This is a genomic window from Noviherbaspirillum soli (assembly GCF_015352955.1).
GTDB lineage: Bacteria > Pseudomonadota > Gammaproteobacteria > Burkholderiales > Burkholderiaceae_D > Noviherbaspirillum_A > Noviherbaspirillum_A soli.
The window spans coordinates 385,654-405,036 of record NZ_JACYOX010000001.1 but is presented as its reverse complement, the minus strand read 5'-3'; the positions used below and the strand labels follow the sequence as shown (position 1 = coordinate 405,036).

Here is a 19,383-nt window from a genome sequence, read left to right as displayed (position 1 = left end):
GCGTCCGGCCCGCTGGGTCATGCCCATGCCAGGTTGGGGGCGGCGCAGGGCGTTGGACCGTATGAGCTTGCCTCCCCGGTCGGATCGACGGAGTCCACCACGATGGACGTCAGCGTCGAACTCCCGCTGGTTGCCTCCGCATCGCTCAGGCTGGCTGCGCTCCTGCCAGTCGTTGCTGCTTGCGGGACGCCGGCGACATCCGTGTTTATGCTGCCAGCCATGCGCGGCAGCACATGCGCAGCCAGCACGGGCGTACGGGCCATCGTCGCGCCCTGTGCGAGCACCGCGCCGATCCGGAAGCCGTTCCAGTAGTGCATTGTTCCAGGCAGACTGGCCAGTTGCGTCAGGAGATTCGGGAGCGCGCCGTCCAGCAGGCGTGCCGAGGCAAACAGCGCGGTCCGGTCCCAGGTGGCCGGGTCGCAACAGGAAGCGCGCATGGCGGCGGGCACGTCGGACAGGTCTGCTTCGGTGTTGCGGTAGCGAAGCGCCAAGCCGCGTGCGCTGGCATAGCCGGCCAGCGACAAACCGCGCCATAGCCCCTCGAGCATTTCATTGGTGGACTGCAGCACCAGCACTCTCAATGCGCTGCGACGACCGGTTTCGCTCAGCGACTGGCTCAGCAGCACCTGGCCTGCCGGCGCCATGCCGAGATCGCTCGCCGCTTCAAGGCAGTGCAGCGTCAGCGCACTGCTGCCGGCGAAAAGCAGGCAGGAAATCAGCGTGGGAATGACGGTTGAACCGAGCCGCTCCTGTAGGCCGGCATCACTGAGCCCGTAATCCAGCCCGCTGCCGGTGCGCTCGATGCCGCGCCAGGCGGGCAGGGTGGTTTGGGTGAGCGCTTCCCGCACCGTGGCGCTGGCCATGTTGGCGGCGAAGCCGATAACGAACCGCAGAGCCGCGTCCGACGGCGCCTGCTTGTGCAGCATAGCCGTTGGCAAGCCCAGGGCGAGTCCCACCGTGATGACAGGAATGGCCAGGCATGCAAGCGACACCGCGGGCCGGGGCGGTTCGCCGCCAGTCGCGCGCATACTTTTGCCGACCAGAAGCATGGCTGGCGCCGACACCATGGTCGCCAGGCAGGCGAGGCTGTTCGTGCCGAGCCGGGGCGGGCCATCGTCTGCCGCGACAGCCAACGCCGAAGCCAGGGCGGTCAGCGCCACCGTTGTCGGCGTGCCGCCTGTCAGTCCGCCAATAAGGGTATGCCAGTCGTTGCATACGCCATGTTGAACAATGGCGGCGGGCAGATGGTGGCCCTCTTTGGCGCAGCGGGCTTCCAGCAGACAGACAGTCGTGCCGACGGTCAGGGCGCCGATTGCGATGAGCGCAAAAGTACCTGTGCCAAGCCCGGCAAGGCTAGCCGCGATCGCGCAGCAGGCAGACAGCTTAATGCTGGACAAGGCGCTGCCAGCAATCCTGGACATTCGCGATGGATCGGTGCCGGCTCCCGAAGTGGTGACTGGCGGCACAGTCGAAGTAGTGCTGGAAGATGGCGTCGCCTCTGGCCCGGAATAATGCCGGGCGATGCTGGAAGGGCTGGCAAAAGGAAACATGGCTGCTACCGGAAGTCGAATTGCGGCGCAGTCTAGAAGTCAAATGTGACGGGAGGGTGACGGGCAAGGGTCTTTGCAGGCGGCTTGACCTTACTCAGATTTCCGGCTTCTTGCAGGACAGATCAGGTGAAAATGGAAAAACCCCGCCGGCAATCGCGGGCGGGGCTTGGCGGGAAGCGGGTCTGCTTACTTCTTGACAGCTGCCACAGCTGCGACGCGGGCGCCGGTCTTGCCAGCGGCCTGGGTCATCTGGGCGGCGGCGGTGTTCATGTTCACTTCCATCGCTTCGACGGCCTGCTTGGTGCTCTTGCTCAGTTGCTCGTAGCCGGCATTGGCGCTGGCGATTGCCGACTTCATGAACGCGACCACGTTTTCCGAACCGGCCGGCGCATTTTTCGACACTTCGTCGACCAGCGTGGCCAGCTTGCGGCTATGTTCGGTGATCTGGGTCTCGGTGGCTTTTGCCACTTCGGACTGCAGGCCGGAAACGATGGTCAGCATGTGGCGGCCATAGGAAGCCAGCTTTTCAGCGTTCGGCTGTGCCTGGCTGGTGCTCAGAGCGATGAATTCCTGCGGGTCCTTGGCTGCCAGCAGCTGGCGTGCGTTGCCGGTGGATTCGTCGAGCGCGGCCTTGGCGGCGTTCATGTTCAGTTCGATGACTTTCTCAACGCTTTCAAAGGCTTTGCCGGTCAAGGCGGTGATCAGTGCGAGTTGGCTTTCGAGGTTGTTCTTTGTTGCCGCCGAAATTTGTTCCTGGAATGAAAACATGGGATTTCTCCTAAGAATTGTAGAGGTATGCCATTGCCCCGCCGGATTCATTGTGCAGCGCAACAAGCGGTATTCTAAGTCGCTTTGCCAGGGTGTCAAGCGATTTTCGATGCACCGCACAACTGTTCGGGTGCTTCTGAGATAGATCAAATGGTGAGGAAAACGCCTTACATTCATGGAGAAATAGTGTAGAGGCAATGTTAATCGCACAATAAGAGTGCAATCGACCATGCTAAACTCCGTTTTCCTTCGCCGTCCTGAATCAGATTGAAAGCCTTTTACAGCGATCATTTCGTGTTGCCGCTTCCGGCCGGTCACCGGTTTCCGATGGCGAAATACCGGATGCTGCGTGATGCGCTCGCTGCATCGCCGCACGACATCGAGTTCCTGGAAGCGCCTGCGGCGAGCAATGGCGTTCTGGCATTGGCGCATCACCCCGCCTATATCCGCGCGGTCCAGTCCGGCGAACTGACGCCACAGCAGCAGCGCCAGATCGGCTTTCCATGGTCAGAGCAGATGGTCGAACGGTCGCGCCGATCGGCGGGCGCCACCATCGCCGCTTGCCGCGCGGCTCTGGAAGAGCGGGTGGCAGTCAATCTTGCGGGCGGTACCCATCATGCCTATGCCGATCATGGCGAAGGCTTTTGCGTGTTCAACGACGCCGCCATCGCCGCCAGGCTGATGCAGGCCGAGCGACGGGTGCAGCGGGTGGCGATTGTCGATCTTGACGTTCACCAGGTTAAGCGCGACGCCTGACGCTGTCTCATTTGTACAAGAATGCAGCAATACGTTGGTGTTTTTTTAAATGGTATATGAATTATCACGCGATTTATTTTCTGTCTCATTGTACACTGCTGACATTGATGAATTCTTAACATTCGACCCAATGGACGTGTACTACTTCGAGAAAAGCCGCGTTCCCCATCTCGCAAAACTCGTTCGCGAATTGGGCATCCCCGACCGCATTCCATACACCATGGGGGAGAATTTCCAATGCGACCCGGTGATCAACGAATATTTCAAGTACCTAGCGCTCCCTCTTACCCCGAGCCCACAGACATGGCGTACATACGCCGAGCAGTTGAGCATTTACATGCGCTTCCTGGACGCGTCAGGAATAACTTGGCGCGACGCAACCGAGGACGACCTCGCTCGCTTCTATCGCGTGCGCCGCATCTCGGGCGACGCCAATGGACAAACAATCGGGGTGTCATCGTGGAACCTCTTTGTGGCCGCTGCCGCGAAATTCTACGAATGGGCTCTTGAGCGCGGCTTGATTGACAAGGTGCCGTTCAACTATCGCCGTGCACGTAAGGGCTACCAATCGGACAGTGATAGTGGATCCGATGCAAAAAAGACTGCCACCATCCGTGAGCGTCCAAGAAAAAAAGACATCAAGTACATGAGCATCGAAACCTTCAAGGCATTGATGCTTCCGGCACTTGAAAGCGGGCAGGAAGGCCTGCGCAATACAATTTTTGCGAAGCTGCTCGTCACGACAGGGTTGCGCGTGTCCGAGGCCCGCAATCTTCGCCTCGATCAGATCCCAAATCCAGACGCCCCTCAATTCGCAGGGCGAAAGACATGCTGGATGTCTGTAAAAGGCAAAGGAAGTAAGACGCGCCGAGTCCGTGTCCCCAAGGCCCTACTGCGAGACATAGATAAATATAAGGTTTGGGACAGGCAGGACGCCATTCAGAAATGGAAGGACAAGCACCCGAATAAAACGACGGCGGATCACGATTACTTGTTCTTGAGTAGATCTGGTGAACACGTCGCCGTGCGCAGTCTCCAAGATATGCTTGCCGTCGCCTGCGACATCGCTGGAATCGATTTCTCGGTGCATCCCCACCTCTTCAGGCACACCTTTGCGATATACCAGTTATCGTCCTCCATCCGCGAAACACTAAAGGCCATGGAAGACGCGGAGGGAAAACCCAAAGAGCTATCTGGCTCCGCAAAGTATCGCCGCCTGTTCAAAGATCCGCTGCGGGCCCTGCAGAGGCTGATGGGACACGAAAGCATAACAAGTACATTCATCTACCTCGACTATCTGGACGAGGTAGACGAGATGATCGATGAAGCGGGGGCATGGACAGAGGAAGTGTTCGAGGACGACTATGAAATCAAAGCGTAAAAACCCATTTACCGGCCTTGTCGACACAACACAAACCACACCCAAGGCCGCGCTCGTTCCTTGGAAGTGGGACTTGCGACACATGGGGTTTCGCGACTACGACTTCAGCAATCTTGAAGTGCGGCCAAAATTGTTCCGCCCGTTGCTTGCTGCCTTGTGGGAGATGGAAGTTGCGTGCATCCCAAAGAAATCAGGTGCTGGTATAGCCACCACGAAGGCTGCGCTGACGTATCTGAACCAGTACATCGAGCAACACAGTCCACGCATCACCGATATCGCAGAAATCAACACACATTGGTTACTTGATTTCCGTGCCAGTTTATTTGCTGACACAAGTCTCAGCGGGGGCACACAGGCCGACTACCACCATAAGATCAAGAACTGCCTTCTGCTCCTCCAAAGCAAGGAGTCACCCATCCCTCATGCAGTCGCTGCGCATGTGGAAATTCCCCTGCGTGCGCTTAGAAACGAAGCCGATGATCTCAACCCGACACAACCTTACACCAATAACGAGGTGGCGCGGTTGACTGCCGCATGTAAGGCTGCCATCAATGAATTGTACGATCGCCTCGATCATGGCAAACAATTGCTTGCTCGCGGCGTAGACCCGCGTCTTACCCCTCCACCTGAATCACGGCAGATACACAGCGATGGATGGTTGAGCAAGGAGAACATCCTTTGGTACTTCGTCCATGTCCGTAATAGTCGGCATCCCGCCTCCTCGATGGCTCGCGAAAAATATGAAAGTGAAGAGGAATGGCTATATGTCAGCAGCTTCATCTATGCGGCAAAAAGGGAGCACATGGATGTGTTCGGGGGATACCGCGAAGTGCATCGATCTCTTTACTGCGAGAGCTTCGACCTTACACCATTCGTCATGCTCTTCGCCTTGAAAACAGGTTTGAACCCAGAATCAATAATGGAGCTTGAGAGGGACTGCCTTCTTGACCAGACTCCATCAGGTAAAAAAACGAGACTTCGTTACCGGAAAGGACGAGGCACTCACGAAGAGATGATCAAGGCATTCAGCCACAAAGGACCTTTGTCTCCAATCGGGATCATCAAGACGGTACTTGAATTGACCGCGCCGCTTGTCCATCTCGCCAAGCCTGAGCACAGAAATAGCCTCTGGCTTTGTTACAAAGCACAAGGAACTGATCGGAAAATTGTCGACTCGGAAAATCAAAAGTACCCTGTGTCAGTGATGGACAGTAGGACGGTGTTGAACAACGCAAATGGCAGGTATACGAAAAAGCCAGAACTCCAAAAATTCAAAGGACTCCTGCATGAGCGCAATGTCTTGGCCGATGATGGGAGTGTTCTCGTATTCAGGTTTCGAGAAAGCCGCACTACCAAGGCAACGCGCGACTACATTGGCTCAGGAGGCAACCTTGCCTGGGTAAGCGAAAGCACACTGAAGCATCATGGTGCAAAAGCGCTTGATACAACTACGGGATATCTCAACAATCCGGCAACAGCGCATGTGCATGAACAAGCCATAGTTAGTGCTCAAACCAAGATGATGGAGAGCGCCCTCGGGACTGTTGTCCCCGATGAACCACCGTCAACCCAAAGCGAAATCCGCTCTATTGCTCAGAAGCTGGCCGAATCCGAGGAAAAGGTGATCGCTCTGTTCAATGGTGAGCAGGATGTCTTCGTTGCTCAATGCAGGGACTTTTACAACAAGCCAGGGGGCAGGCCCGATACACCGTGCAGCGATCCTTGGGAATGCTTCACATGCAAAAACGCCCTTTGGACAAGCCGAATACTGCCGCGCCTGATTGCCTTCATGTGGTTCATGGAGGATCAAACGAAATTACTCACCTCGATTGAGTGGAGTGAAAAGTTTGGACTGCCGCATCGCGTCATCACGACCGAGATTCTTCCGCGCTTCAGCAAGCACACGGTTGAGTGGGCCAAGCAGCAGGCGAAGGACGAGCCATTTTACGTGCCAACCTCACTGAAACAGGTGCCATAGTGGAAAAACTTCAACCACGGTTCAGCCCGAGCGCGCCTTCTCTTCCGCGCAGCACAATCGTTCCACATGATGCGTTCATATCGTCTGTGTCGGCCTTCGAGGACGGAGTGTGGGACATGCGCGAAAAGGCCGACAATATGGCGAGCCGCCGGGCATACATTCTGTACTTTGATCCTGCTTTCGGCGAATACTATTCGACGCATGGCACGATGATCATATCCATCAAAGAGTTTCTTTATGCCCTGCACTTTAATCCACCGCCAGATTCCAAGAAGTACAGCCCAATCACGGTACAGAGAAACATGTATTACCTTGTGGACCTCATTGCATGGGCACACGCGCACGGGACGTTCACATTCTCGGAAATCGAACAAACTGACATCCATGAATACATCACTTGGTTAAAAAACAGGCTCAAGGAAAAGACCGATAAACCTCGGTATTCCCTGAAGGAGATAGATCGCCGCATTGCTGTCCTCAAGCTGTACTACGAGTTTGCGCGGCGCGTATCCGACCCGCTCAAGGTGCTGCCCTTGGGTGGCAAGTCAGTCTTTGCACACGTCGGGCAGCGCCGCTATGGAGCGAACTGGAGGGAGAATAAAACCGCCGTTATCCCGAAGGAGGTATGGGACCCATACCTGCGCGCCGCGCATGATTACGTTCGCTACTTTGCCGATGACATCCTGCAAGGGCGTGCGCTGTTGGAATCCATGCGGGGCAAAAACTATGTCGTTATCAGAGCCGCGTTCTTACGCGCTGGTTTGCAACCGTCCATTCATCCATCGACAGGCAAGCCATGGCGCTCACCTTGGGCGAGCCTAGAAGAGTTTAACTTCGATCAGGACGATCTCTACTTCGCCTGTCTCATCATCGTCCTAAGCCTGTCCGGAATGCGTGAGGGAGAAATCCATGCCCTTCATCATGACGGCCATTCCAAGGAGCTTGCTCTGGATGGTGTGAACTGGAAGTATCGTCTCGCATCACGAGTCGTGAAAAACGCCAACCGCCTTGAGTCATGGGTCGTCACGGAGGTTGTCCACCGCGCCATGGAGATAGCGAAAGAGCTTACATCGTACGCACGTCGCGAATCGGACGCAAAGCATGCGTTCATCGTGAACTACTCGCCTGACTACTCGAAGCCGATTGATCCAGCAAAGGTGAAGCAGTTTGGCGCGCAGACATTCAACAACTATCTGAATCGTTTCGCCAAACGGGTGCCAGAAAAACTGGGAGCTTCTTATGAAATTCCGCTGGTGGACGGGAAGCCGTGGAACTTCACTACGCGGCAGTATAGGCGCTCACTGGCCGGGCGCATTGCAGCGGAGCCATTTGGCATGATTGCGGGCATGCTGCAATATAAGCACCTCCAGATCACAACATTCGAAGGGTATGCTGGCTCTGATCCGACCTGGCACGAGGAACTTCGTGACGCTGAAAACGACGCAAACGAAGAGTTCTTAACTCACCTATGGGATGACCTTCAGTCTGGATCTGTCGCCGGAGGAAAAGGCGATCTGCTGCTCAAAGAATTCCAGGGAACTGCCGGCGAAATCAAGAAGGACGCACTTCAATATTTCTTAGAAAGCCATCGGTCGAACCTGCACGTCGGGGTGTTCAATTACTGCTTCTTCGACCCAGAGTGGGCAATGTGCACCAAGGATAAGCAAGACAAAGACGCGAAGCCCATGCTCAACGCATGCCAGCCGAGTCGCTGCAAAAACAGTTGCGTCACACCGAAGCATATTCCAGCGTGGCAGGCTCAGATCGATGATGCGAACGCCATGCTGAAACACAAAAAGGTATCGGTCCCGCAAAAGATATCACTCACGCGTGATCTGGAGGAAGCGCTTCAGATCGTCAACAAAGTGCGAGCTACACATGAATAAAGCAGCGAAAACGGAACGCGAATTGTTGGACGCATTGGATCGTCTTGTGTCGGGTAGCCCGACGTGCACGGATGGCGCGCTCACGCAGGAAAACTTAGCGAAGGAGGCGGGGGTCAGTCGGGCGACCCTCAACCGTTACCCTGATGTCGTTGAAGAGTTCCGGCGTTCCAAACATGGCGTGCCGGGAGATGACGCTGCTGCGATCCCCGTTACGCTGCAAGATAAAAACCGAACGCTCCACGAGGAAGTCAGCCTTCTGAAGCGACAGGCCGCGCTCGACAAGAAAGAGTTCGACCGCATTCTGGGTGCCGCCCGCGACGAGATATACGTTCTCAGCGAAGCGCTGAAGGAAAGGGATAAGACCATCAAGGCCAAGGATAAGACCATCGCCGAGCTAAACCGGCGCATCTCCGAGGCGGCGGCCCTTCCCAATGGAAGGCTTAACGCAGTCAAGTGACAGCAAAGGGGAAGCCATGAGTGTGGGAAAAAGCGGCAGACAGATCGCACTGGAAAACGTGGATCGTTTCAGGGCATGGATCGCCGAGCGCGACAAAAGCAATGACTGGGCGGATTACTGGCGCGGGGACAAGCTCAGCCGGACGGACATCGCTGCTGAGTGCGGTTTCAATACCGCCGCCCTTCGCCAGAACCCGACAATCAAGTCGGATTTGGAGGCCTTGGAGGCTCGCTTGAGGGGCAGGGAAGCATCTGAGTCTTCCGAAGGGAAGGAAACGCCCCAAAACGGCTCTAATGAGGCCGAAGAGGCCAATGCAATCGACTCCCTGACCCGCCGCCTGATGAAGTCGCAGTCCAGCGCCGAAAAACGTGTCAAGGCGCTGGAGGAGGAAAATGCTGCCCTGAAAGCACAGATCAGCATGCTGCGGGAGGCAAATAAGAAGTACAGCTTCATCGACAAATATCTCGAAGAGACGGGAAGGATGGTGCGCCCATGAGCATCACCAGTGTGCAGTTGAGGGTGACTTCTGTCCGCGCGAGGGGCAGTCGCGGTGGCGCTATATTCGCCGGCTACACGCCCGACGAAAAATACTTGGTCGCCGTGTGCAGTTATGAACAGATTCCCGATTCGTCGTTGGTCGATAAGAACCAGCACTGGAAAATCTCCGGCACGATGCAGCAGCGGAATGATGAGCCGCAGATCAAGGCCATCAGCGCCGAGCTTGTTCGCCCATCTGGACGCAATATCATCGACTGGATCAAGAACTCCGAGCAGTGCCGTGGCATTGGCGGGGTAAAGGCTGCCGAGCTGTATGAAGAGTTCGGCCCTGACCTTGTCGAGCGCATCCTGGCGAAAGATATTGCTTCACTGACGAAAATCATCAACGAGGAATCGGCGCACCTTCTTTGCTATGCATTTGAAAAACATGAGGTGGCTGATACGCTGCTCTGGCTTGATCGATTGGCGATTCCCCGTCAAATAGGCTTGAAGCTGGTCGAGTTCTATCAGGATCAGGCTAGAGCCAAAATAGAAGAGAATCCTTACCGTCTGATCAGCTTCTGCGGCAAGTGGAGCCAGGTCGACACCATGGCTCAGCAAAAATTCGGAATTACCCTTGATGATTCTCGCCGGCTTGACGCCGCCGTCGAGGAAGCGTTGTACGCAGGCATGCGCAATGGTCACACCTGCATGCCGGCCACACAGGTCAAGGCAAGCCTTAACAAGTTGCTTGGGAATTCGACGCTTGCGGTCAAGGCACTGGCATTGGACACCGAGAGTACGCAATACACGCGTATCGGGGACTTCCTGCAGTCTGCCGGCATGCTCGTGATTGAGACATATATAGCGGCTCGACTGCGCTTGATTGCCTCTGCAAACGAAGGAGGTCAGCAGTCCTTGTGGGGCGGCGCCCTCAATGACATCACGCGCATTGATAATCTGCTTGCCACATATGAGCGCAGACAAGGCTTCCCCTTCGCGACGGAGCAAAGGGAGGCCGTTATTACCAGCACTACGCATAACCTCAGTCTCATTCTTGGCGGGGCCGGCACCGGAAAGACCACCGTCTTAAAGGCTCTGTACGGAGTCATGGAGAATGAACATGAGGCAGTAGGCATTCACCAAGTGGCTCTTGCTGGAATGGCTGCCCAACGTATGGAGGAAGCGACAGGTCGGAAAAGCATGACGATTGCAGGGTTCCTGAACCAGGTGGAGCAGGAAGCTATTGTGCTCGGCCATGGCACCGTGGTTGTAGTCGACGAAATGTCCATGGTGGACGCCATCCTCATGTACAGGTTGCTGCGGCATATCCCACCAGGTACGAAACTTGTGCTTGTCGGCGATCCGAGTCAGCTTCCGCCGATTGGACCTGGGCTTACGCTGCACGCTCTTGTGGGGATCGCGGCCATACCACAGACAACCTTGAAAGTGACACAGCGCCAGACTTCGGAAAGCGGGATTCCACTCGTCGCCAACGCAGTTCGCGAGCATCGCGCACCCACATTTGCACCATACCAGGGTAAGGGCAACGGCGTTTCGTTTGTGGCCTGCGATAACGATAACTTAGATACGACTGTGCAGCGTATCTATGCCGACTTCGGTGGCAGTGGTTCTGATTATTCGGTTCAGGTCCTCTGCGTTACAAAAGGCGACAGTGGAGGAACGAAGAACATTAACTGGCTGTTCCATAGCCTTCACCAGCAAGACGCGGAGCAGGTTTTTATACATGATCCTGAATTCGGGTCCGTCGGCATGCGGACGAGAGACATGATCCCGCTCTGCGTGGGCGACCTGGTCATGTACACGGAAAATGATTATGACCTTGGCTTGAGAAATGGCAGCCTCGGTCGAGTGATCGAGGGCCGGCGCGGAATGGAAAGCCGCGAAAGTATCTGCTGCGTATGCGAATTCGACGGTATGGAATATCAGCTTGACTCCACGCAGGCCGATGCACTTCGCCATGCCTATGCCATTACTGTGCACAAGTCACAGGGCAGCCAGTTCAAACGCGTGATCATCCCTGTACGCAGCATGCGCAAGACAAGCATGCTTGACCAAGCACTGATCTATACCGCGATTACACGAGGCGTCGAGCAGGTCATCCTAGTGGGTGACATGGAGGCGGCCCTTGCTGCAATCAAGGCTCCTGCATCGGCAACGCGCCGCCACGTCACACTGCCATATCTACTGACACAGCCTACGGAGGCATGAATAATGACATTGAGCGAGAGGGCCGTGTCAAGGGCGGGCGCGGAAGCCGCGCAGCGGGTGAGCACCCGGCGGAGCGCACCCTTTACACGGACCGAAGCGACAGGCTCCATGGTTGTTGGGTGGGGTTGGAGACCCCACCCAACTGCCATGCGGCGAGCCGGGGTTGATGTTGTTCTTTTTGCAGCGCAATGCGCGCTTGTCGCGGCGGGATGAGCACTGTCTGCCAGGAATGGTTAAAATGAGACAAACTTGCGCATGGGTCGTTCGAAAATGAGACAAACCGTTTGTGTTACGGATCGTGCAGAGGGATTCTCCATAAGGGAAGTTCACTCACTCACTCACGAGACACAAAAAATCCTGCGTATAAATAGCGGAAATGGCACGGCTTCGATTCTCGCGCGCGACGATTCGGTGTTCACGCTCTCGCTGCACGGCCAACTGAATTACCCGTTCGAGAAAGAACAAAGCGACCTCGATGTGGCGCTGCCAGATGGTGCCGGTGACCCGGAGTATCTGGCCGCGCTTGCGCAGGCGCTGGATGCGATGTTCAGCCGTTTTTCGCCCCAGCTCATCATTTATCTCGCCGGCGCCGATCCGTACGAGGGCGACCGTCTTGGCCGCCTGAAGCTGTCCGTGGATGGCCTGGCCCGTCGCGACCGGCTGGTGCTGGACGCGGCCGCCTCGCGCAAGTTGCCGGTGGCCATCGCCATGGCAGGCGGCTATGGCAGAAATATCGACGACACCGTTGCAGTCCATCTGCAGACGGTGTCGATGGCATCCACCTACGCCGGCGCAGCAGCGCCCGCTTCCCCATCATGAACATGCCCGCCGGCGCCGCCAAAACGGCCACCCCTCCGAATGCCTGGGTGGCCGCCATGCCCGCCGTTTTCGTGCTGATCTGGAGCACCGGCTTCATCGTCGCCAAGTTTGGCCTGCCTTACGCGCCGCCGTTGACCTTTCTGCTGTTGCGCTTCGTTGGCGTGCTGCTGGTGCTCGGGCCGCTGGTGCTGCTGATGCGCGCGCCATGGCCGAGCGGAAAGGTCGGGCATATTGCACTGGCCGGCGTGCTGGTGCAGGCCGGCTACCTGGGCGGCGTCTGGTGCGCGATCAAGATCGGCATGCCGGCCGGGCTGTCGGCGCTGATCGTGGGCATGCAGCCTATCCTGACCGCCTTCGCGGCGCCGTTGATCGGTGAAAGGGTACGTGGCCGGCAATGGCTGGGACTGGCATTCGGCATTGGTGGCGTCGGCCTGGTAGTGGCGAACAAGATATCCCTGATCGGACTCACATGGCACAGCATCGCGCTGTGCCTGCTGGCGCTGGTGTCGATTACCGTCGGCACGCTGTATCAGAAACGCCATTGCCCACAGTTCGATCTCCGTACCGGCACGCTGATCCAGTTCGCAGCGTCCCTTGCGGTCGTGTTGCCGCTGGCGGTCGCGTTCGAACATCTCACACCCGCACTGCAGACAGTACAATGGACGCCGCGTTTCGTCGGCGCCTTGCTGTGGTCCATCCTGGCACTGTCGATCGGGGCGATTTTCCTGCTGTTTGCATTGATCCGAAAAAGCGCCGCAACCAGCGTTACCAGCCTGCTGTATTTAACTCCGCCGACCACCGCACTGATGGCCTGGCTCATGTTTGGCGAGGCCTTCAGCCTGACGGGCGTGGCGGGCATGCTGCTGGCGGTGATCGGTGTCTATTTCGTCGTAAAAAAATAATGAAACCAGAGACCAGAAAACGAGGCGACTTCCGCCATTTCCATCCGATCACTACCCGCTGGATGGACAACGATGCCTACGGGCATGTTAACAACGTTGTGTACTACAGCTGGTTCGACACGGTGGTCAACCAGTTCCTGATCGTCAATGGCGTGCTCGACGTCGAGCGCAGCCCGGTGATCGGCCTGGTGGTGGAAACCCAGTGCAATTACTTTGCATCCGTCGCTTTTCCCGACCAGGTCAGCGCGGGCATGCGCGTCACCCGGCTGGGCAATGCCAGCGTGCGCTACGAAGTCGGCATTTTCCGCAACGGCGACGACAGCGCCGCCGCCTGCGGCCATTTCGTCCATGTCTATGTCGACCGCGAAACCCGCCGTCCGGCTGCCATCCCGGAACCGATGCGGGCCTTGCTGCAAACCGTTTTAGTTGAAGGAGATCCGGCATGATCCAAACCCAGCAGCAGGCCATCGTCGACGAGGCGATCACTTCCCGCCGCTCGATCCGCGCCTACTTGCCGCAAGCCGTTGCGCGCGAGGACATCGAGGCGATCCTGGAGGTGGCGTCGCGCGCGCCGTCGGGCACCAACACCCAGCCCTGGAAGGTCTATGTGCTGACCGGCGCCGCCAGGGACGGGCTGTCGGCGGCCATCGTCGATGCCTATCTCGATCCCGAACGCGGCGCCCAGCATGCCGAGGAGTACAGCTATTACCCGACAAAATGGGTGTCGCCCTACATCGACCGCCGGCGCAAGGTGGGTTGGGACCTGTATGCGCTGCTCGGCCTGACCCGTGACAACAAGGCGGGCATGCAGGCGCAGCACGCGCGCAACTATGTGTTCTTCGACGCCCCGGTGGGCCTGATCTTCACCATCGACCGGATCATGGAGCGCGGCTCCTGGCTGGATTACGGCATGTTCCTGCAGAACATCATGGTGGCGGCGCGCGGCCGCGGCCTGGACACCTGCCCGCAGGCGGCTTTCACCCAGTTCCATCGAATCATCAGCGACAAGCTGCAGCTGCCCGACAACGAACAGGTGGTATGCGGCATGGCTCTGGGATACGCGGACCAGAGCAAGATCGAAAACAGCCTGGTCACCCATCGCGAGCCGGTATCCGGCTTCGCCACCTTTCTGGAATAAACCGTATGAATACGATTGCAGTCATTCCCGGCGACGGCATAGGCAAGGAGACCGTGCCCGAAGGCCTGCGCGTGCTCGATGCCGCCACCCGCAAGTTCTCGCTCGACCTGAAGTTCGACCATTTCGACTTCGCCTCCTGCGACTATTACGCCAGGCATGGCCAGATGATGCCGGACAACTGGAAGGACCAGATTGGCGGCCACAGCGCGATCTTCTTCGGCGCAGTGGGCTGGCCCGACACGGTGCCTGACCATATTTCTCTATGGGGCTCGCTGCTGAAGTTCAGGCGTGACTTCGACCAGTACGTCAACCTGCGTCCCTGCCGGCTGATGCCCGGCATCCCGTCGCCGCTGGTCAACCGCAAGCCGGGCGACATCGACTTCTACGTGGTGCGCGAAAACACCGAGGGCGAATACTCATCCGTCGGTGGCCGCATGTATGAAGGCACGGACCGTGAAGTGGTGTTCCAGGAAAGCGTCTTTTCGCGCAAGGGCGTGGACCGTATCCTCAGGTTTGCCTACGACCTGGCGCAGAGCCGGCCCAGGAAGCACCTGACCTCGGCCACCAAGTCCAACGGCATCTCGATCACGATGCCGTACTGGGACGAGCGCGTGGCTGAAATGGCCAGGAACTACCCTGATGTAAAGACCGACAAGTTCCACATCGATATCCTGACCGCACAGTTCGTGCGCAATCCGCACTGGTTCGACGTGGTGGTCGCATCCAACCTGTTTGGCGACATCCTGTCCGACCTCGGTCCGGCATGCACCGGCACCATTGCGATCGCGCCGTCGGCCAATATCAATCCCGAGCGGCTGTTCCCGTCGCTGTTCGAACCAGTACACGGCTCCGCGCCCGATATCTATGGCAAGGGCCTGGCCAATCCGATCGGCCAGATCTGGTGCGGCTCGATGATGCTGGAGCACCTGGGTTATCCGGAAGCGGCTGCCGCCGTGCTGCGGGCGATTGAAAAGGTGCTGGAGGCCGGTCCGGACCATGCGCCGTTCACGCCCGACATGGGCGGCACGGCCAGCACGTCGGACCTCGGTCGTGCGATTGCCGATGCGGTTTCTTCGGCCTGAAAAGCTTGAGCCTGCGTTCCAGCGGCCGGATTAATGTGTCCGTAGTGTCGCTGGAACGTCACATTTCGAGCAAGCCGATTATAAAAAACCTCGAAACGCATTGAAATGTCGACGCTAAGCCTTTCATTATCTTGCGAAATTAAGCCAGTTTGCTAAACTGCAAGCCTCCCCACGCGTCAAAATTCCAGGAGTTGCGATGGCCAGAACTGCGCTAGCCATGATGTTTTCCGTATTATTTTCCGTCGTGGTTTCGTCGCCAGCGCTCGCCAAATCCGCTCCCAAGGAACCCGCCAAGAAATCCGCCGCCGTCAAAAAGCACCCGGCCAAGACCGACAGCAAGCCGGCCAGGAAAGCCGTCGCCAAGGCTGGTCGCGATGCAGGCGAAAGCCGCAGCAAGGGCAAGGTTGCGCCGCTCGTTGCCCAGGAAAAGCTGGTCCGCAAGGTTACCCGTGGCAAGAAGGGACGGCGCGAGGTGGTTTATCAGCGCGTGGCGCCGGCGCCGGCAGTGCCGCTGGTGCCGCCCGTAATGACCGCGGGCGATCTCGCCGGCCTGAACCTGACGCGTGATCCGCTGGACCTGAAGTCCAACGCCGCGCTGGTGATCGATCAGTCGACAGCGGAAGTCCTGTTCGAAAAGAATGCCCAGATCGCGCTGCCGATTGCCTCGATCACCAAGCTGATGACCAGCCTGGTGGTGGTGGAAGCGAATCAGAGCATGGATGAACTCATCTCCGTCACCGAGGAAGACGTGGACCGCGAGAAGTTCAGCCATTCCCGGCTGCGCGTGGGTTCCCAGCTGACCCGCGCAAACATGCTGCACATCGCGCTGATGAGTTCCGAGAACCGGGCCGCGTCGGCGCTGGGCCGCAACTACCCCGGCGGATTGCCGGCGTTCGTGGCTGCGATGAATGCCAAGGCGCGCTCCCTGGGCATGGTCAACACTCACTATGTCGATTCCACCGGCCTGTCCAGCAGCAATGTATCTACTGCGCGCGACCTGGCCAAGCTGGTGATCGCCGCCCATCATCACCCGATCATCCGGCAGTACTCGACCGACAGCAAATACGCGGTCGAGCCGGGCGGACCGATGCTGCAGTACCGCAATTCAAACAACCTGGTCGACAATCCCGACTGGCAGATCGGGCTGCAGAAGACGGGCTATATCTCCGAGGCGGGCCGCTGCCTGGTGATGCAGGCCAAGATCGAGGGCCGGCCGGTGGTGATGGTATTCCTTGACTCCAAGGGCAAGAGTTCGCGTCTGGCAGACGCCGGGCGCATCCGCAAATGGCTGGAAAATGCCCGTCCGACGGCGCTGGGCCGGACCATCACTGCGCAGAGTTCCTGACCTGAACGGCCGCCTGGTGCGGCCGTTTTCAATACAGCGTTTCAGCGTGCCGGTTCGGCGCCTTCCGGTGCCGGCACATGCCCCAGCACAGCGGAAATCTCGTTCACGGTGCTAAGCAGGTCGGCGATCCATTCCTCCTGCAGCCGGTCGGCGGGCGCCGAGATCGACAGGCCGGCGATCAGCTTGCCGCTGTCGTCGCGGATGCCGGCCGCCATGCAACGCACACCCAGTTCCAGCTCCTCATTGTCGCGGGCATAGCCGCGCGCGCGCACCAGGCTCAGCTCGCGCTCCAGCTTGGCCAGGTCCGTGATGGAATTCTTGTTATGACCGGCAAGGCCGGTGCGGGTGGCGTAAGCCCTGACCGTCTTGGGATCGTCCGCCGACAGGAACAGCTTGCCGGTGGACGTCAGGTGCAGCGGCGCACGGCCGCCGATGGCGCGCACCACCTGCATGCCCGAACGCTCCGAGAAGGAGCGGTCGATATAGACGATTTCATCGCCCTGGCGCACCGACAGGTTGACGGTCTGGTGCGTCTTGCGGTGCAGCGCCCGCATGAAGTCCAGCGACGCCTCGCGCACGTTCAGCCTGCTCTTGACGATATTGCCCAGTTCCAGCAGGCGCATGCCGAGCCGGTAAGTGCCGGGCTCGGCGCGGTCGACGAAGCGCTTGATCACGAGGTCGTTCAGGATGCGGTGCGCCGTGGAGGGATGCAGGCCGGTGACGGCCGATAACTCTTTCAGGCTGACCGGGTCTGGATAATCGGCCAGCGCGTCCAGCAGGCCTATCAAGCGTTCAATAACCTGGATCGACGTCTTGTCGTTGTCCAGAGGCTGATCAGTGTTTTTCATTGGAAACTGGTGCAATGCAATATGGCTTTATATCACAATGTGAAAATATATCAAAAACGACTTTGCCAAGACACCGTTCCATGCAAGGCGCGCGAAAATTAATTTCATCTGTGGAGCTTGTATGACAACGGCATTTCCCGGCCATAATGCTGCCTGCGAAAAAACCCTACATCAGAAAGAGACAAGAATGGGCGTGATCACCAATATCGAAGACCTGCGCATCCTGGCCGAGCGGCGCGTGCCGCGCATGTTCTATGACTATGCCGATTCAGGCTCGTGGACCGAGTCCACCTACCGCGCCAACAGCGATGACTTCGCCAGGATCAAGCTGCGCCAGCGGGTCGCGGTGAACATGGAGAACCGCAGCCTGGCCAGCACCATGGTAGGCCTCCCGGTTTCCATGCCGGTGGCGCTGGCGCCTACCGGCCTGACCGGCATGCAGCATGCCGACGGCGAGATCCTGGCAGCCAAGGCTGCCGAGAAATTCGGCGTGCCGTTTACGCTGTCGACCATGAGCATCTGCTCGATCGAGGACATCGCCGCCCATACCAGCAAGCCTTTCTGGTTCCAGGTCTACTTCATGAAGGACAGGGATTTCATGGGCCGGCTGGTGGAGCGCGCCCGCGCCGCCAACTGTTCGGCGCTGGTGCTGACGCTGGACCTGCAGATCCTCGGCCAGCGCCACAAGGACCTGCGCAACGGCCTGACCGCGCCACCCAAGCTGACGCTGAAGAACATCATGAACATGGCGACCAAGCCGGCCTGGTGCATGGGCATGCTGGGCACCAGGCGGCGCGGCTTCGGCAATATCGTCGGCCATGCGACCAATGTGTCGGACATGTCCTCGCTGTCGGCCTGGACCGCGGAACAGTTCGACCCGCGGCTTTCCTGGGATGACGTCGAATGGCTGCGCCAGCGCTGGGGCGGCAAGCTGATCATCAAGGGCATCATGGACCCTGAGGATGCCCGCATGGCGGCGCAGAGCGGCGCCGATGCGCTGATCGTCTCCAACCATGGCGGACGCCAGCTCGACGGCGCCGACTCGTCCATCAATGCGCTGCCAGCCATCATGGACGTGGTCGGCGACAGGATGGAGGTGCACCTGGATGGCGGCATCCGCTCCGGCCAGGATGTGATCAAGGCGCTGGCCCTGGGCGCGCGCGGCGTCTATATCGGCCGCGCCTTCCTGTATGGCCTGGGCGCGATGGGCGAGGAGGGCGTGACTCGGGTGCTGGAGATCATCCGCAAGGAGCTCGACATCACCATGGCCCTGTGCGGCCTGACCGATGTGCAGAAGGTGGACAAGAACATTCTGCTGCCGGGCACGTACTGATGCAGCCCGACGAGCCGGCCTATTCGGCATTCAAGAGCAAGAGTGGCTTCTGCCGCATTGCCGGCGCGATGCGCTATTCATTGCAGGGACTGGCGAGCGCCTGGAAGCATGAGCATGCCTTCCGCCAGGAGTTGTGGGTGATCGTGCCGGCGACGATCGCGGCGCTGCTGCTGCCGGCGTCGGCCTTCGAGAAGCTTCTGCTGGTGGGCAGCATGGTGCTGGTGCTGGTGGTCGAACTGCTCAATTCCGCGATTGAGGCCGTGGTGGACAGGATCTCGCTAGAGCGTCATCCGCTGTCGGCCAATGCGAAGGATTTCGGCAGCGCGGCGGTGATGCTGACGGTGCTGCTCTCGGCTGCCACCTGGGCGGTGGTGCTGTGGGGGCTGTTCAGGCCGTGACGAAGGCGCGGATGAGTCCGGGGCGCAGTCCGC

General features: G+C 58.5%; 16 protein-coding genes and 2 pseudogenes. 15 read left to right on the top strand and 3 right to left on the bottom strand.

What is annotated here, in order from left to right:
* Window positions 1–17: 17 nt before the first annotated feature.
* Window positions 18–1,550: a hypothetical protein gene (locus tag IGW04_RS01755; RefSeq protein WP_194711282.1), complete on the bottom strand. Its 1,533-nt coding sequence runs from the start codon at window positions 1,548–1,550 to the stop codon at window positions 18–20.
* 186 nt (window positions 1,551–1,736) lie between these two features.
* A complete protein-coding gene (locus tag IGW04_RS01750) occupies window positions 1,737–2,549 on the bottom strand; it encodes a phasin family protein (protein WP_323744795.1) in 813 nt (270 codons plus the stop codon).
* A 36-nt stretch (window positions 2,550–2,585) separates the two neighbouring features.
* On the opposite strand from IGW04_RS01750, the pseudogene IGW04_RS01745 reads away from it, so the two are divergent.
* The 13 genes and pseudogenes from IGW04_RS01745 to pbpG all read left to right on the top strand — a co-directional run.
* Window positions 2,586–3,056: pseudogene (locus IGW04_RS01745) on the top strand (histone deacetylase); the annotation flags it as partial.
* 67 nt (window positions 3,057–3,123) lie between these two features.
* Window positions 3,124–4,455 (top strand): tyrosine-type recombinase/integrase, encoded by a 1,332-nt coding sequence (locus IGW04_RS01740; protein ID WP_194711280.1) that lies wholly within the window; start codon window positions 3,124–3,126, stop codon window positions 4,453–4,455.
* Complete coding sequence (locus IGW04_RS01735; RefSeq protein ID WP_194711279.1) at window positions 4,439–6,433, top strand: hypothetical protein; 1,995 nt, start codon at window positions 4,439–4,441, stop codon at window positions 6,431–6,433. The genes IGW04_RS01740 and IGW04_RS01735 overlap by 17 nt, the downstream gene beginning before the upstream one ends.
* 116 nt (window positions 6,434–6,549) lie before the next feature.
* Complete coding sequence (locus IGW04_RS01730; protein ID WP_194711278.1) at window positions 6,550–8,319, top strand: hypothetical protein; 1,770 nt, start codon at window positions 6,550–6,552, stop codon at window positions 8,317–8,319.
* Complete coding sequence (locus tag IGW04_RS01725; protein ID WP_194711277.1) at window positions 8,312–8,776, top strand: hypothetical protein; 465 nt, start codon at window positions 8,312–8,314, stop codon at window positions 8,774–8,776. Before IGW04_RS01730 ends, IGW04_RS01725 begins: the two co-directional genes overlap by 8 nt.
* 16 nt (window positions 8,777–8,792) lie before the next feature.
* Entirely contained in the window at window positions 8,793–9,272 is a 480-nt protein-coding gene (locus IGW04_RS01720; RefSeq protein WP_194711276.1) for a VPA1267 family protein, read from the top strand.
* Window positions 9,269–11,485 carry an AAA family ATPase gene (locus IGW04_RS01715; RefSeq protein ID WP_194711275.1) on the top strand — a complete coding sequence of 739 codons (2,217 nt, stop codon included), beginning with the start codon at window positions 9,269–9,271 and terminating at the stop codon, window positions 11,483–11,485. Before IGW04_RS01720 ends, IGW04_RS01715 begins: the two co-directional genes overlap by 4 nt.
* 357 nt (window positions 11,486–11,842) lie before the next feature.
* Window positions 11,843–12,304 (top strand): annotated as a pseudogene (locus tag IGW04_RS01710) (histone deacetylase); the annotation flags it as partial.
* Window positions 12,305–12,306: 2 nt separating this feature from the next.
* The gene (locus IGW04_RS01705) at window positions 12,307–13,206 is read left to right on the top strand and encodes a DMT family transporter (RefSeq protein ID WP_194711394.1); all 900 of its coding nucleotides are present in this window, start codon (window positions 12,307–12,309) and stop codon (window positions 13,204–13,206) included.
* Window positions 13,206–13,652, top strand: a complete 447-nt coding sequence (locus IGW04_RS01700) for an acyl-CoA thioesterase (RefSeq protein ID WP_194711273.1) — start codon at window positions 13,206–13,208, stop codon at window positions 13,650–13,652. Before IGW04_RS01705 ends, IGW04_RS01700 begins: the two co-directional genes overlap by 1 nt.
* Window positions 13,649–14,344: a nitroreductase gene (locus tag IGW04_RS01695; protein ID WP_194711272.1), complete on the top strand. Its 696-nt coding sequence runs from the start codon at window positions 13,649–13,651 to the stop codon at window positions 14,342–14,344. The genes IGW04_RS01700 and IGW04_RS01695 overlap by 4 nt, the downstream gene beginning before the upstream one ends.
* A 5-nt stretch (window positions 14,345–14,349) precedes the next feature.
* Window positions 14,350–15,426 (top strand): tartrate dehydrogenase, encoded by a 1,077-nt coding sequence (locus IGW04_RS01690; RefSeq protein WP_194711271.1) that lies wholly within the window; start codon window positions 14,350–14,352, stop codon window positions 15,424–15,426.
* Window positions 15,427–15,622: 196 nt separating this feature from the next.
* Window positions 15,623–16,771 carry a D-alanyl-D-alanine endopeptidase gene (gene pbpG, locus IGW04_RS01685; protein ID WP_194711270.1) on the top strand — a complete coding sequence of 383 codons (1,149 nt, stop codon included), beginning with the start codon at window positions 15,623–15,625 and terminating at the stop codon, window positions 16,769–16,771.
* A gap of 41 nt (window positions 16,772–16,812) precedes the next feature.
* Here pbpG and IGW04_RS01680 read toward each other — a convergent pair whose 3' ends face one another.
* On the bottom strand, window positions 16,813–17,619 hold the full coding sequence (locus IGW04_RS01680) for an IclR family transcriptional regulator (RefSeq protein WP_194711269.1): 807 nt from the start codon (window positions 17,617–17,619) through the stop codon (window positions 16,813–16,815).
* Between the two features lie 187 nt (window positions 17,620–17,806).
* Between IGW04_RS01680 and IGW04_RS01675 the strand changes: the two genes are divergently transcribed.
* Both IGW04_RS01675 and IGW04_RS01670 read left to right on the top strand, forming a co-directional pair.
* Complete coding sequence (locus IGW04_RS01675) at window positions 17,807–18,952, top strand: alpha-hydroxy acid oxidase (RefSeq protein ID WP_194711268.1); 1,146 nt, start codon at window positions 17,807–17,809, stop codon at window positions 18,950–18,952.
* Window positions 18,952–19,350: a diacylglycerol kinase gene (locus IGW04_RS01670; RefSeq protein ID WP_194711267.1), complete on the top strand. Its 399-nt coding sequence runs from the start codon at window positions 18,952–18,954 to the stop codon at window positions 19,348–19,350. Before IGW04_RS01675 ends, IGW04_RS01670 begins: the two co-directional genes overlap by 1 nt.
* The last annotated feature ends 33 nt before the right edge of the window (window positions 19,351–19,383 follow it).